This is a genomic window from Mucilaginibacter gotjawali (assembly GCF_002355435.1).
In the GTDB taxonomy this organism is placed as follows: Bacteria; Bacteroidota; Bacteroidia; order Sphingobacteriales; family Sphingobacteriaceae; genus Mucilaginibacter; species Mucilaginibacter gotjawali.
The window spans coordinates 3,926,052-3,941,194 of record NZ_AP017313.1 but is presented as its reverse complement, the minus strand read 5'-3'; the positions used below and the strand labels follow the sequence as shown (position 1 = coordinate 3,941,194).

Sequence of the window (15,143 nt, the reverse complement as noted above, 5' to 3'; positions counted from 1 at the left end):
AGCAACTATTCCTCTATTACAATAGATGGTGCTAAATCATCGGTTTTTTCGCCGGGTAAACTAATTCTTTCTTCCTTTAAAAAGTAATATTTCATCACGGGTCCCGAAACGATAACAGTTGCTACAGTCATCACAACCAATCCTTCAAAAACCTTTTCATCAATTATCTTTGCCTGCAGGGCCAATAAACCCAACACAATCTCCTGCGAACCGCGGGCATTCATACCAAACGCTACGGCGATAGACTCGTTCCGGTTTAATCCGCTTATCCGGCTGCCGATGCCGGCGCCAATCAATTTAGCAATGCAAGCTATGGCCAGGATGATCACCACTACTTCAAGGTCAAAGTTGGCTACAAAATTCAACCTGAGCCCGATGGATGCAAAGAAAAGCGGCGCGATAATATTTACTGTGAACTGATGTAAAATAAGTTTGTGGCGCTCGGTAAAATACTCTGAATCGCCGATAGCTACACCCATTAAAAATGCTCCGAAAACCGCACGTACGCCCAAATATTCAGTTATGATAGCGCTCACCAGGCATAGGCAGATAGCAAGTGTAATCACACGCCCTATCTTTAGGTTTTTATGGGCAACGGAAAGCAGTTTGTTGATTAGCCAGCGCACAACGGTGATCATAAATACTGCAAATAGCAAAACAACTATAACCGACATGTATGAGCCTTCTTTTTTGCCGGAATTCATCAACTGCATAATGATAGAGAATAGGATCCAGCCCAAAAAATCATCGATCATCGCTGAGGTAAGCACCAGGTTGCCAATTTTGGTCCTTAAAATATCAAGGTCCATTAATATTTTAGTGATAACTGAAAGCGCGGTAATAGATAGTGCGGTGCCAAAAAACATCGCCGAAATAAACTGGTTATTGGCGCCGGTAGAGAAAATACGCTGGTAAAAAAACCACGCAGCAATAAAACCCACGATAAAAGGGAAAATAATTCCGGTGAGGCTGATGGATAGGGCGTGTTTGCCATCCCTGCGAATCTGCTTCAGATCAACTTCAAAGCCTGCAACAAACATGAGCAATATGATGCCGATGTTAGCAAGCCCGTCAAAAGCGCCGTAAGCCCTGGGTACCGCCAGGAAAATATTTTTAAACAGCTCCGGAAAATAATGCTGCAGGATGGTAGGCCCCAAAATTACGCCTGCAAGGATTTCGCCTATAATAGCCGGCTGTTTGTATTTTCTGCATAATTCACCAAGTAAACGTGCAAAAACCAAAACAATAGTAAAAATTATAAGAAAATGAAGTACTTCGGCAGAACTGAGTTTTGATACCATATTATTTTAGAACTGAATACATAGGAATAATAGCAAATATAAACTTTTTAATCAATTTATTGTTATGTTGTTCAGGTTCAGCTTTTAATAAGCCGGATTTTGCCGAAAGATTAATAACAAAGCAAATGTGAAAAGCGTTGACTTTGATTGAATATTTTTCATAATTTTACCGCCATTGCAAACATTTTGGCAATTTTTTATTGTTTAATTTATAAAATTTGCTACAAAATGGAGTTACCGCGATAATTTAATAATTAATAGCCCGTTATTTTTTCCATCGGAATGCAAAAGGGCGAGCACTTGTTTAACTATTAGTAAAATTGAAGATATTCTTAATAAGCGGGATTTTAAAAACCTATATTTGTTTATAAAAAAAAGAACCATATGGATAGATCAGCAAGGATTTACATAGCAGGACACCGGGGAATGGTTGGATCGGCTATTCATCGAAAACTTGAAAATGAAGGTTTTACCAACTTTATTACCAGGAATTCGGCAAACCTTGATTTACGTGACCAGCGGCAGGTAGCTGAATTTTTTGAACTTGAAAAACCTGATTATGTTTTTTTAGCTGCTGCCAAGGTAGGTGGCATAATGGCGAATAACATTTACCGGGCCGAATTTTTATATGATAATTTACAGATCCAAAACAACGTTATCCATAATTCATACCTGCATAATGTTAAAAAGCTGATGTTTTTAGGATCCAGCTGTATTTATCCGAAGATGGCGCCTCAGCCGCTGAAGGAGGAATATTTACTCACAGGCCCCCTTGAGCACACCAACGAACCTTATGCTATTGCAAAAATTGCCGGCATAAAAATGTGCGATGCTTATCGCGACCAGTACGGTTGTAACTTTATTTCGGTAATGCCCACAAATTTATATGGGTATAACGATAATTATCATCCCCAAAATTCGCATGTGCTGCCCGCTTTAATAAGGCGTTTTCATGAGGCTAAGGAACAAAATGCTTCCGCCGTTACTATTTGGGGAACAGGATCGCCCAAAAGAGAATTTTTATTTGCTGATGACCTGGCCGACGCATGCTACTATTTAATGCAAAATTATGATGAGCCTGGTCTGGTGAATATTGGTACAGGACAAGATGTTACTATAAAAGACCTTGCCTTGTTGATAAAAAGGATCGTTGGTTATGAGGGCGAAATAAATTTCGACGCTTCAAAGCCTGACGGAACACCACGTAAACTAATGGATGTGAGTAAATTACATCATAAAGGCTGGCAACATAAAATTGAACTTGAAGAGGGAATAACTTTAGCATACCGGGACTTTTTGTCAAAAGAAAATATTGCAATAAGCTAAACAACCAACGCCTGGCTACGTATAAGTATAAAAAAAGTAAATGAAAAAAATAATTATTACCGGTGGTGCCGGATTTATTGGGTCGCATGTTGTACGGCGTTTTGTAAACCGGTACCCCCAATATTTAATAATTAATGTAGATGCGCTTACCTATGCGGGCAACCTGGAGAACCTTGTAGATATCGAAGACAAGCCAAACTACGTTTTTGAAAAAGCGGACATTAAGGATAAGACGACGATCAGCGCTATTTTTGATAAGTATGGCGTAACAGATATTGTTCACCTGGCGGCAGAATCGCATGTCGACCGATCGATACTGAGCCCAATGGATTTTGTTTATACCAACGTTATCGGGACGGTAAATTTGCTTGAAGTGGCGAAGGAAAAATGGAAGGCTGATTACACTGGTCATTTATTTTACCACATTTCAACGGACGAAGTTTATGGCGCATTGGGCGATGAAGGCTTGTTTACCGAAGAAACCAGGTACGATCCGCATTCGCCATACAGTGCCAGCAAGGCCGCATCAGATCATTTTGTGCGTGCTTATTATGATACTTATGGTATAAAAACCATCATCTCCAATTGTTCTAACAATTACGGACCAAATCACTTCCCTGAAAAATTAATTCCGCTTAGTATCAACAACATCATCAATAATAAGCCGCTGCCAGTTTATGGCGACGGAAAATATACACGCGATTGGCTTTATGTAAAAGATCACGCTATTGCAATCGACTTGTTGTTTCATGAAGGTAAAATTGGCGATACTTATAATATCGGCGGTTTTAACGAGTGGAAAAACATTGACCTGGTGATGCTGTTGTGTAAACAAATGGATGAAAAACTGGGCCGGGAGCCAGGCACCAGCCAGCAACTGATCACTTATGTTAAAGACAGGCCCGGGCACGACAGAAGATATGCCATTGATGCCGGCAAAATAAACAAAGAGTTGGGATGGAAGCCTTCGGTAACATTTGAAGAAGGCCTTTCAGCAACCATTGACTGGTTTTTGAATAATAAAACCTGGCTAAACAATGTAACCAGCGGCGCTTATGCCAGCTATTATGACCATCAGTACGAAAACAGATAACCAGTTACACCTCTGAAATGACATTTATACCAATTGCGCTTGAAGGGTGCTTTATTATTGAACCACGTATATTTAACGATGGCCGGGGCTATTTTTTTGAATCGTATAATGCAAAAACATTTAACGAGGGGGTTGGTGCTGAAATTGTTTTTGTACAGGACAACCAGTCTTTTTCAACCCGGGGCGTTTTAAGAGGGCTTCATTTTCAGAAAGGTGAATACGCCCAATCCAAGCTGGTGCGGGTGACCAGGGGAGCTGTATTGGATATCGCTATTGATCTTCGAAAAAAATCGGCAACATTCGGACAAACGTTTTCAATAGAATTATCAGAACAGAATAACAGGCAGTTATTTATACCACGTGGCTTCGGGCATGGCTTTATTGTGCTGAGCGATGAAGCCGTTTTTCAGTATAAGTGCGATAATTATTATCATAAAGCCTCAGAAGGGGGGGTTCATTATGCCGACCCGGATCTGGATATTAATTGGGGCATGCCATTTAACGAATTATTGGTTTCTGATAAAGATAAGGAGCTGCCATTTTTAAAAGATGCACCCGACTTCGGATTTTAAATGATCAAATAAAACCACCACTTTTCTTTTTTATGCGTCCGACCCTGTAAAGCCCCGGGGGTAAAATTTTTATTTATTTAAAATTTTGTAAAGGACTTTGGAATTAATCTACCGTATCCTGTTGAACAATGGAAATTCCTGATTTTTCTTTTTTACATGTCTCCCGCCAGGTTTTATAAAGGTATTAAAGGGCCGCTTCACGGCCGGTTAATATTTGATTTATAAATAAATAAAGGAATAAAGATTTTAGTGCGGGTGCATGTAACTATTTCAATTTTTAATTTTTTATTGGTTTCTTTATTTTTTTTGCTAATTTAGAAGCTTTACAGCGTATTATTTAAAAATATAACATTGAAATTAATGTTTTATTAATGAATGTTTAATACGGAAATTTTCTATCTATGAAAAAAAAAGCTTTAATTACCGGAGTCACCGGCCAGGACGGAGCGTATCTTACAGAATTATTGTTATCGAAGGGGTACGAAGTGCACGGTATAAAACGACGCTCTTCATTGTTTAATACCGAACGTATTGATCATTTATATCAGGATTCCCATGAGGGCGAAACCAATATGATCCTGCATTTCGGCGATCTGAGCGATTCAACAAACCTGATACGGATTGTTCAGCAGGTTCAGCCCGATGAAATTTATAACCTCGGAGCGATGTCGCATGTAAAAGTTAGTTTTGATACACCAGAGTATACTGCCAACGCCGACGGTATAGGCACCCTGCGTTTGCTCGAAGCTATCCGCATACTGGGCCTTCAAAAAAAAACACGGATCTACCAGGCTTCCACTTCTGAACTTTATGGCTTGGTGCAAGCTGTCCCGCAATCCGAAACCACTCCCTTTTATCCCCGTAGCCCATATGCGGTTGCGAAGTTATATGCCTACTGGATTACTGTAAATTATCGTGAAGCATATGGTATGTTCGCTTGTAATGGCATTTTATTTAACCATGAAAGCCCCTTACGCGGCGAAACATTTGTAACGCGTAAAATAACAAGGGGCGTAGCCAAAATAGCATTGGGGTTACAGGATAAAATTTATTTGGGTAACCTTGATGCCCAACGTGACTGGGGCCATGCCAAAGATTATGTTGAAGCGATGTATTTGATTTTGCAGCAGGAAACCCCCGAAGACTTTGTTATTGCAACCGGCGTAACTACCCGTGTGAGAGAGTTTGTCCGGTTAGCATTTGCCGAGCTTGGGATAGAAGTGGTTTTTAAGGGTGACCAGGCCGATGAAAAAGGATATGTAGCGTATTGCAGTAACCCCGATTTTCAGTTAGAAATAGGCAAGGAAATAGTCGCAGTTGACCCTCAATACTTCAGGCCGACGGAGGTTGATTTATTAATAGGCGATCCTGCAAAATCAATGTCAAAACTTGGCTGGCAACCTAAATACGATTTACAGGGCCTTGTTAAAGAGATGGTGGCCGCAGACCTGGAACTTTTTCTGAGAGATAGCTTTTTAAAAGAAGCGGGTTATGGGATAAAAAACCAGTACGAATAATTGAGTGCCATTAGAAATAAACTGCTGGAAATTTCCCGCTGTCTTTCATCGAAATATGCAATTTTTCAGTTATTTAATTGTGTTGGCAATAAGAGTTGGGTATTGATGAGATGCGTTTTACGAAGCACCTCCTGTTTTTTGATGTCTTATATTATTATTAATAAATTATCATTTTGATTGTTTTTTTTATGGTTTATTGCATGTTTTATTAAAAATATTTCAAAAAAATTACCTTTTTATGCTTTTTTTATATCTTTGAATTGTTTCATTCCGTGCGTTATAAAATAGAAATGTTACTGGCGCGGTACGTTATTTAAAACAGAGTGCATGTTTATCGGTTTAAAAGACTGACCAATTAATACACATTGCACAAAATAATTAGGGTATTAGGTTTTAATTAAAAAGTGATGTCCTCTTATTTGGGTGTTTTATCAAATATTGAGAATATCATTATTTATTTCCTTGAATTCGGTCGGTTTATTAATGGTTTATACCTGGCTCTGGAAAACGGGTCATAATATTCCCAGCTTATAAGTTTATATGAAAAATAACTTTTACATACACCTTCTGGCTTTTTTTGCAGGTGCAATTATTTTCAGTTCTTGTTCCCCTCACGTGCGGACCAAATATTTTGAGGATTTTCCTGATAGTGGCGCATCAAAGCATGTCGTACTCCCCAATTTTAAAGCTCCTTTGATTGAGCCAGATGATATTTTGTCAATAACCATCCAAACGGTAGATCCACTTGCAAGTCTTCCGGTTAACCAGGCAGCTGCAAGTTCATTTGGCGCAGCAAACCAGGGTACTCAACAAATTATTAGCGGCTATTTGGTGAATAGCGAAGGTATGGTTCAAATTCCCATGATCGGCAAGATTAAGCTTTCAGGCCTTACAACAACCGAGGCAAGTAACTTAATTGCCGAAAAGGCCAAGTATTTTTTAAAAATGCCGTCGGTTCAGGTCAGGTTTGCAAATTATAAAGTAACCGTTCTGGGTGAGGTGACTCATCCTTCAAGTTATGTAATACCGAACGAGCGGTTTTCTGTGATGGACGCGATCGGTTTGGCCGGCGACCTTACTATTAATGGTAAACGCGATAATATTTTGTTGGTTAGAGACAGTTTGGGTGAAAAAGTATTTGTTCGTTTGAATTTGCTGTCGACAAACATTTATAAATCGCGCTATTTTTATTTAAAAAACAATGATCTGATCTACGTAGAGCCCAATAAAATAAAATCGGATGTAGAGGCATCCACTAAACGACAAAACATCCAGCTCGTGCTTTCTGTCATCACAGTGCTAACGCTAATTTTAATCAGATTCAAATAAACAAATATGTCAGGCCTTTCCACCAACACTTCAGAATTAGAACCGGAAATTGAAAAAGGTAACGGGGTTATAAACCGGTTACTTTTAAAAATGCTTGTAAAGTGGCATTGGTTCTTAATATCTTTTGTAATCTGTATGTTATCGGGATTTGCCTACCTGCGTTTTGCAACACAAATATATACAGCATCGGCGCAGCTTTTAATAAAAAACAATGCAAGTGGCCCGGGTCTGGGTGGTGGCGGTGCGGCCTCGTCTGCACTTGTCGATCTCAGTAGCGTGTTTAATACAGATAACGGTGTAGAAAATGAAATAGCCATCCTTAAAACCCGGTTTATCATGGATAAGGTGGTAAGCAGTTTAATGCTGCAGGAAGTTTACACATTTGAAGGTACCGTTAAAACATCAGAATTATACCGCCCTCCGTTTAAAATAGATTATACTGCCAAAATTTCGGATATCAAGCCTTCTTCTTATGGGGTTTTAATCGAAAAGAGGGGCACTATAACGTTTTCAAATGGCAAAATAAAAAAAATGTAAAATTTGAGCAACCGTTTTATTGCAACGGACTGGGCATAGTAACAATCCATCGTATTTCAAACCTCAGCCTTAAACCTGGAAAATATACGTTTTCAATCCGCAACTTCGATTCAGTGGTTGAATATTATATGGCGAATCTTTCAGTAATGTCCGGTGATCCCAAATCAACCATCCTGCAGTTAACCATTAATGATCCCGTACGTGAGAAAACGGAAGCCATACTTAACCAACTGGTTAAAATTTACCAGGAGGAAAATATAAAAGATAAAAACCAAACCAATGACAGCACAATTAAATTTATTGATGCCCGTGTTATTGGTGTAGGACAAGAATTAGCAGCAGTTGAGCAGCGCATTCAAAACTTTAAGCAGCACAATAATCTTGCGGATATAACTGAACAATCCCGTCTTTTAATGGATAACTACAGCACCTCTACCAACCAGGCTGTACAAAATGAAACACAAATTAAGATCCTGACTGAATTAAGAGATTATCTGAAAGATGAAAAAAATAGTCAACGCATATTCCCGAGTGCGTTAACATCTGATTTAAGCCTGAATGGCTTAGCCGATCGTTACAACCAGCTGCTGCAGGAACGTGCCAGGCAATTGCTTTCTAACACGGAAAATAATCCGTATATCCAAAATTTAGACACACAAATAAGCGATCTGCGATCGCAAATGATCAATAACATCAATAGTTACTTAAGGTCGCTAATCACCACAAGGCAGCAATTGCAATCACAGATAGGTGGCTTTCATAATAATGTGCAGGATGTACCTGTTGCGGAACGCACCTTCCTTGGACTAACGCGCGATCAAATGGTTGAGCAACAGCTTTATGTTTTTCTAAAGCAAAAGAAAGAGGAAACAGCCATTGAAAGAACCGCAAATTTTGCCAATTCAAAACTGATAGACTATCCCAAAGCAAGCATGCTTCCTATAAGCCCGTTAAAAAGCACAGTTTATAATGTAGTAATTATACTAGCGCTCATCTTGCCGGTTCTGCTCATTGTTGTAATCGATTTGTTAAATACCAGGATAATTACCCGGGACGATATCAAAGAGAAAACGCAAATACCAATTATTGGGGAAATCTCAAATAGCGGCACAAATACCGAAGAGGTAATTGTTGTAAATCAGGGTACCAGGTCGGCAATAGCTGAACAATTCAGGGCGCTGCGTACAAACTTGCAATTTTACCTGAAAAATGAAAATGAAAAGGTTTTGTTATTTACCTCAAGTGCATCAGGTGAGGGGAAATCATTTTTATCATTGAATTTAGGGATGGCTTTGGCAATTTTAGGTAAAAAAGTATTGGTAATGGAAATGGATTTAAGAAAACCCGGGCTATCGAAGAAGTTGGAAATTGATAATGCAAACGGTTTTTCTGAATACATTATTTCAAATAAAATTCAACTGGCAGACATTATAAAGCCAACTACTTATCACGAAAATTTTTTCATTATATCTTCGGGCCAGGTACCACCAAATCCCGCTGAAATTCTGTTGAGTGAAAAGACCCCTGCTTTTATGGAAGCCCTGAAGAAGGAATTTGACTACATAATTATTGATACGCCGCCAATCGGTTTAGTTGCTGATGCTCAACTATTAGAAAAGTACGCTGACCTGGTTATTTATGTTGTAAGGCAAAAGTTTACCTATAAAAGGCAATTAAATATAGCAGATGAATTGTACAGATCAGGTAAAATGCGCCGGATAAGTATTGTAGTAAACGATATTTCCGAATCGAAATCAAGTTACGGTTACGGTTACGGTTACGGTTATGGATATGGATACGGTTATGGCTATTATGACGGTAATGAACCGAAAAAACAATCATGGATTGGCAAATTGTTCGGAAAATAGGTTTTTTGCAGTTTAAGGCAAATAACAAAAAACCTCAGTTCTAAAAAAACGTTGCACTTATCTAAATTCAATAATTTTGATCAAACTATACGTTAAACATAAAAGCAGAATACGTACCTCAGTGGTTTTGATGTCCAAATTTTTTGTTGGGCAAGGTTTGATCCAGTTAACGACTTTAATCATTGGCATTTTTATTTTAAGAGCCCTGTCGAAAGTAGAATATGCGCAATACAGCATGGCTCTTGCCTTCCAGGCTACCTCCCAAATGTTTATTGAGTTTGGTTTTGCCGGTGCTATTATAGCGCTGGTGGGCACCAGGGTAAACGACAAGCGGGTATTAGGCGAATACATTGTTGCCGGTATGTCGTACCGCAATAAGCTGTTTATCATCGTGAGCATTGTTTGCTGTATTTGCTACCCAATCCTTGCACGAAACCAGCATTGGCCCTGGAGTGTTATCCTGTTATTATTGGGCTCCATAATTACCAACTCCTATTTTAGTGGCTGGATATCGTATTACAAACCTCCCTTTCAGATTCATCGAAAATTAGGCACAATTTACAAGCTTGAAGTTGCCGGGAATATTTTAAGGGGTATAGCAACTTACCTTGCCTATTTATGCAAAGTTTTAACAAGCTCAGTAGCGTCGTATATTGTTTCTGCCTTAATGTTGTTCAATGGATTGATCTATAAAAGGCTGGCAAGAGAATATGTTGATGAACCCGAACGTCCGTCGGCACATACCAAAAAAGAAATGCTGGCATATATTAAACCCGTTATCCCGGGGATGGTTTTTGCCGCTTTTCAATCACAAATAACCATTTTAATAATAAGCGTGTTTGGAAAAACCGCCCATATTGCTGAAATAGGGGCACTGGGCCGGTTATCCAGTTTGTTTTCTGTTTTAAATATTGGTGCAAGTATCATCGTTACGCCGCTGATTGCCCGGCAACCGCAGAGCAAGCTGCTGAAAATGTTTTTGTTGGTTTTTCTTATGGCTGCTTTCGGTGTTTTGCTGCTTGACCTTTTTGGCTATTTTTATCCTGGTGTTTTTTTATTGCTGCTAGGCAAAAATTATTACGGGCTGGAGCCGGAAGTTCGTTTGGTAATATATGATTCGGGCATTGTATTCTTAAATACCCTGGTATGGAATATGAACTCGGCCCGAAAATGGCTTTATGCCTGGATGCCCGCAGTGTCGATACCGGGCATTATCCTTGTTCAGGTTTTTTTTATAATCAAGTTCGACTTATCGGTTTCATACAACGTGTTACTGATGGCCATTTTTGTTTCAACTTATGCGTTACTAGTCAGAATAATAGTATCTATTTATGGATTTACAAGAAAACAACCTGCCACGGATTGATGTCGCTTTATCGTGTGATGAGCGTTATTTTCCGGGATTACTCGGCACTGTTTCCAGTTTGCTTGCCAGTGCAGATTTATCCTATCATTATGTTTTTCACATTTTGGATGGAGGAATAACGGCATCTTCAGTTTCGAAGTTTAAAAGCGTTATAAAAAATTTCAAGCATTCGGCTGAAGTTGATTTTATTCAAATCAACACAAACGAATTTTCTGATTTCCCTGCTTTCTTTTTCGACAGTAAAATGGCCTATGCACGCTTGCTTTTACCCTCGTTGCTAAAAATTGATAAGGTAATTTACATAGATGCTGATATTTTAGTATTAAAAGACATAGCTGAATTGTGGGAGATGGAACTTCAAGAACATGCTGCCGTTTGCCTTGAAACACTCATATGCACTATAAAGAACGATTGTGCCATATATGAGGAACTTGGTATCAACGGCGATGCACCGCATTTTAATTCTGGTTTGATGGTGATGAATTTAAAGAAATTCAGGGTGGATGAAATAGCATTAAAATCCTTTACCTATTTAAAAGACTACCACGAACACTGTAAAATATTCGATCAAAGCGCATTAAATGTAATCCTTTACAATAAGGTTAAATATTTAGATTCATCGTGGAATGTGCAATCCCACAAAAAAGTATTTAACCCTGTGCTTGTACTTGAAAAATTAAAAAAATTCGAGATCAATTTACATTTTGTTACTAAAGATAAACCATGGCTCTTTTTTTATATGCAGCCTGAATACCAAATGTTTGTACGGATATTGGAAATTGTTGGTTTTCCGTTACAGAATTTTGAAACGTATACCACTGATAAAAGAGCCTACGAATTTAAGCTTAAGTTTTTAAATCCACTGCTGGCATATTATAGGGCAAAGATGGTTTTTTATCGGGTCCTGAAAAATAAAAATGCTTTGGATAGGTTAAAAAATGCTTCGGCACATTGGCAAAATATTAATAAAATTAATGCTGCGCTACACCGGGAACAAGAAACGATTGCCACATTGATGTATGATTGGGAAATAAAGATTAAAACTAAAATGATTTGCAATGGATAATAAAAAGATTTTCTGTATCGGCTTGTCCAGAACCGGGACAACCTCTATCGATCATTTTCTGCAGTCGGTGGGAATAAAATCTATTCATTTCCCTTTGTCGTTATTTGCTTTCCCTGATGTTGTCAACAGCAATTATAAATTCAGTTTTAACGTAACTAAAACCAAATACAGCAAGTGGAGGGCGTCGAAGGAAAGAAAAGTGCTGGCGTCCGCGGAGCCGCCAAATGAGCTGTTGAACAAATACGATGCATTTTCGGATCTTCCAATCCCGCAATATTATAAGGAGTTATATCACGTATTTCCGGGAAGTAAATTTATTTATACGACAAGGCCGCTGGAGAAATGGCTCAAAAGCATGAAATGGATGCTTCATGATGGATGCGTACTTTGGAATTGGGGCTATTTGAATGATGAAATGTTATATAGTGCCTATCAAACTACAAGGTTTGACAAGGGGAAATTGGTTGCCGCATATAAGAAGCACGAGCAAGATGTACTCGAGTTTTTTAAGGACAAACCCGGGCAACTGATAGTCATCGATATTGAAAAAAGTGATGAATCTTTTAATAAACTATGCGCGTTTTTAAATATCGAAACTACCGAAACCACACTCCCCCGTGCTAATGAAAAAAAAGGAATAAGTTTTAGAAATAGAGTGAATTATTTTTTCAATAGACATATACCTCTATATTTTCTGCTTAAACGGCTTAAAAAAATTAATTTATAGTTACTAAACACAAGGTAATAATTATAGAATATATATAAACTGAAAATAAAAATATTAATTTATGCCAAGGTTATCAGTTATAATCCCCACGTACAACCGAAATGATTTGTTATCCAACTGCCTTAACTGTTTGGCTCCTGAAGTTCAGTTGTTATCCCTAAATGATTACGAAGTTATTGTAAGTGATGATAATACCGATAGCCAAACCAAAAAACTCATAGAAGATAGTTTTCCATGGGTTAAATGGGTTGAGGGGCCTAAAATGGGCCCTGCTGCAAACAGGAACAATGGCGTTAAAGTGGCACAAGGTGAATGGCTGCTTTTTACCGATGATGATTGTTTACCAACTGATCGCTGGATAAGTGCGTATAGCAATGAAATTAAATCAGGTGCTGCTAAAGTTTTAGAAGGCTTAACGGATGCCGAAAGGCCAAGAAAAAGATTTGACGAGGAGTCTCCTTTAAATTTACATGGTGGTTGTCTTTGGTCGTGTAATTTCGCAATTGAAAAAAAACTATTTTACGAAGTCGGCTGCTTCGACGAAGAATTTCCATTCGCGGCCATGGAAGATCTTGATTTTCATCGCCGCGTAAAGTCCAAAGAAAAAATAGTGTTTGTACCTGGTGCCAAAGTAATCCACCCCTGGAGAATTGTAAAACCTTTTAAAGGATACAAAAAATGGATTTTCTCAAACAGGTATTTCATGGCGAAACATAATATTAAAGTTGATAAATCTTTTCGTTTTCTCAGGATTAAAATATTGATAAACCAATTTTTTTCATCTTCAGCCCTTTTGGTCAAATATTCATTTAAAGGTTTGGGTTTTTTTTAGAAAAAATTTGGTTTAACGTTTTAATGGTTTTTTTATAACCAGGGTTTGTATTAACAAACTTTTATTTAAACAGTATAGTTTATGTGGAAAATCCTATCGGAGTTGCGGCTGTATATTTGCAATTATATAATCAGGTCAATTCCCAGTCACTCTTTAAGATTGATTTTTTATAAAAAGATCATGGGATTTAATATTGCAAAGGGCAGTTATATTTTTATGGGCTGCACCTTTGACAAAACGAATGATCTGTCTATTGGCATTAACTCGGTGATAAACGGAAAATGCCGGATGGATACACGGGGTGGAATAACGATAGGCGAAAATGTATCCATATCAAGTGAAGTTGTGATCCTGACAGCAGATCATGACATAAGCACTTCGGATATGAGCGGCAGAAACAAACCGGTATCAATTGGAAATTATGTTTGGGTAGGCACCAGGGCAATGATTCTTCCGGGCGTATCCATTGGCGAGGGAGCCGTTATTGCCGCAGGAAGTATTGTAACCCGTAATGTTAACGCGTTTGAAGTTGTAGCGGGTATTCCTGCAAAAAAAATAGGCGAGCGCCCGGTTAACGGGGCCTTTACCTATACGGCTTCATATAAAAGGCTTTTTCAATGAGCTATTTTTTTGATCAAACTATTTTTGTTTTGCGCTTTCGATATTTAAAGAAAGTGAGCAGCTGGCTGAAAAGGAAATTTTGGATGGTGATGGGTATGAAAATAGGTAAGGGTACATTCATACCAAAGCTCCACGTAACCTGGCCGCACCAGGTTGCCATCGGACATAATTGTAAAATTGAGCAGGACGTATATTTTAAATTCGACGGCATCTGGAAAGCCGGGCCGGCTATTGTTATTGGAAACAATGTATTTATCGGTGCTAATTGCGAGTTTAATATCAGTGAGTCTATTTCTATTGGTAATGATTGTTTAATAGCTTCGGGAAGCAGGTTTATAGATCATGACCATGGAACTAAACTGAACAAGCTAATGCGCCAGCAACCTGCTAAACACGGACCGATAGTAATTGGAAATGATGTTTGGATAGGATGTAATACAACTGTACTGAAAGGGGTTGGTATTGGGGACGGCGCCATAATAGCAGCCGGCGCAGTGGTTACCAAATCAGTACTGCCAAACGAAATTTGGGCCGGCGTGCCCGCAAAAAAAATAGGAGAAAGAAAATAAAATGAATATTCTATTTATTTGTGGTTCTATTGAACCAGGCAGGGATGGGGTAGGAGATTATACCAGGCTAATGGCGGGCCAATTGATTTTGGAGGGCCATAAGACTGCGATTGTTGCTATAAAAGACAGAAATATTGATGAGGTATATACTGGTTACCAGTTTGAATTGAAGAACCAAATTGAAGTCACCAGAATACCTTCCGGAATATCGGATAACGTTCGTTACAGTCTGCTAAAGAAAACAATTTTGGAGTTTTCCCCGGAAATTATAAGTCTGCAATATGTTCCGTTTGCTTTTGATTTAAAGGGGCTGCCATTCTTTTTGGCACAAAACTAAAGTCAATTAGTACCGGAAATAAATGGCATATAATGTTTCATGAATTGTGGGTTGGAATGGACAAGGAAAGCTCAATTAAACA

Annotated in this window: 15 protein-coding genes; 14 read left to right on the top strand and 1 reads right to left on the bottom strand. The window is 38.5% G+C overall.

What is annotated here, in order from left to right; genetic code table 11:
* Positions 1-5: 5 nt before the first annotated feature.
* On the bottom strand, positions 6-1,301 hold the full coding sequence (locus tag MgSA37_RS17370; RefSeq protein WP_096353689.1) for a cation:proton antiporter: 1,296 nt from the start codon (positions 1,299-1,301) through the stop codon (positions 6-8).
* Positions 1,302-1,685: 384 nt separating this feature from the next.
* Between MgSA37_RS17370 and fcl the strand changes: the two genes are divergently transcribed.
* The 14 genes from fcl to MgSA37_RS17300 all read left to right on the top strand — a co-directional run bounded on the left by fcl (position 1,686) and on the right by MgSA37_RS17300 (position 15,061).
* Entirely contained in the window at positions 1,686-2,627 is a 942-nt protein-coding gene (gene fcl / locus MgSA37_RS17365) for a GDP-L-fucose synthase (RefSeq protein WP_096353687.1), read from the top strand.
* A 40-nt stretch (positions 2,628-2,667) separates the two neighbouring features.
* Positions 2,668-3,720, top strand: a complete 1,053-nt coding sequence (gene rfbB / locus MgSA37_RS17360; RefSeq protein ID WP_096353685.1) for a dTDP-glucose 4,6-dehydratase — start codon at positions 2,668-2,670, stop codon at positions 3,718-3,720.
* 17 nt (positions 3,721-3,737) lie between these two features.
* On the top strand, positions 3,738-4,292 hold the full coding sequence (rfbC, locus tag MgSA37_RS17355; protein WP_096353683.1) for a dTDP-4-dehydrorhamnose 3,5-epimerase: 555 nt from the start codon (positions 3,738-3,740) through the stop codon (positions 4,290-4,292).
* Between the two features lie 401 nt (positions 4,293-4,693).
* Entirely contained in the window at positions 4,694-5,809 is a 1,116-nt protein-coding gene (gene gmd / locus MgSA37_RS17350) for a GDP-mannose 4,6-dehydratase (RefSeq protein WP_096353682.1), read from the top strand.
* 540 nt (positions 5,810-6,349) lie between these two features.
* Positions 6,350-7,138, top strand: coding sequence for a polysaccharide biosynthesis/export family protein (locus tag MgSA37_RS17345; RefSeq protein WP_096353680.1), 789 nt, complete (start codon positions 6,350-6,352; stop codon positions 7,136-7,138).
* 6 nt (positions 7,139-7,144) lie between these two features.
* Positions 7,145-7,675, top strand: a complete 531-nt coding sequence (locus MgSA37_RS17340) for a Wzz/FepE/Etk N-terminal domain-containing protein (protein ID WP_096353679.1) — start codon at positions 7,145-7,147, stop codon at positions 7,673-7,675.
* Positions 7,676-7,803: 128 nt separating this feature from the next.
* Positions 7,804-9,543 (top strand): GumC family protein, encoded by a 1,740-nt coding sequence (locus MgSA37_RS17335; protein ID WP_096353677.1) that lies wholly within the window; start codon positions 7,804-7,806, stop codon positions 9,541-9,543.
* A gap of 76 nt (positions 9,544-9,619) precedes the next feature.
* Complete coding sequence (locus tag MgSA37_RS17330) at positions 9,620-10,909, top strand: lipopolysaccharide biosynthesis protein (RefSeq protein ID WP_157750615.1); 1,290 nt, start codon at positions 9,620-9,622, stop codon at positions 10,907-10,909.
* Complete coding sequence (locus tag MgSA37_RS17325) at positions 10,875-11,975, top strand: glycosyltransferase family 8 protein (protein WP_096353674.1); 1,101 nt, start codon at positions 10,875-10,877, stop codon at positions 11,973-11,975. Before MgSA37_RS17330 ends, MgSA37_RS17325 begins: the two co-directional genes overlap by 35 nt.
* Entirely contained in the window at positions 11,968-12,702 is a 735-nt protein-coding gene (locus MgSA37_RS17320; RefSeq protein ID WP_096353672.1) for a sulfotransferase, read from the top strand. The genes MgSA37_RS17325 and MgSA37_RS17320 overlap by 8 nt, the downstream gene beginning before the upstream one ends.
* A 61-nt stretch (positions 12,703-12,763) precedes the next feature.
* Entirely contained in the window at positions 12,764-13,534 is a 771-nt protein-coding gene (locus MgSA37_RS17315; protein ID WP_096353671.1) for a glycosyltransferase family 2 protein, read from the top strand.
* 180 nt (positions 13,535-13,714) lie between these two features.
* Positions 13,715-14,155, top strand: a complete 441-nt coding sequence (locus MgSA37_RS29565) for an acyltransferase (RefSeq protein WP_311732888.1) — start codon at positions 13,715-13,717, stop codon at positions 14,153-14,155.
* Complete coding sequence (locus tag MgSA37_RS17305; protein WP_096353668.1) at positions 14,152-14,724, top strand: acyltransferase; 573 nt, start codon at positions 14,152-14,154, stop codon at positions 14,722-14,724. The genes MgSA37_RS29565 and MgSA37_RS17305 overlap by 4 nt, the downstream gene beginning before the upstream one ends.
* Position 14,725: 1 nt before the next feature.
* Positions 14,726-15,061, top strand: coding sequence for a hypothetical protein (locus MgSA37_RS17300; RefSeq protein WP_096353666.1), 336 nt, complete (start codon positions 14,726-14,728; stop codon positions 15,059-15,061).
* Positions 15,062-15,143 lie beyond the last annotated feature (82 nt).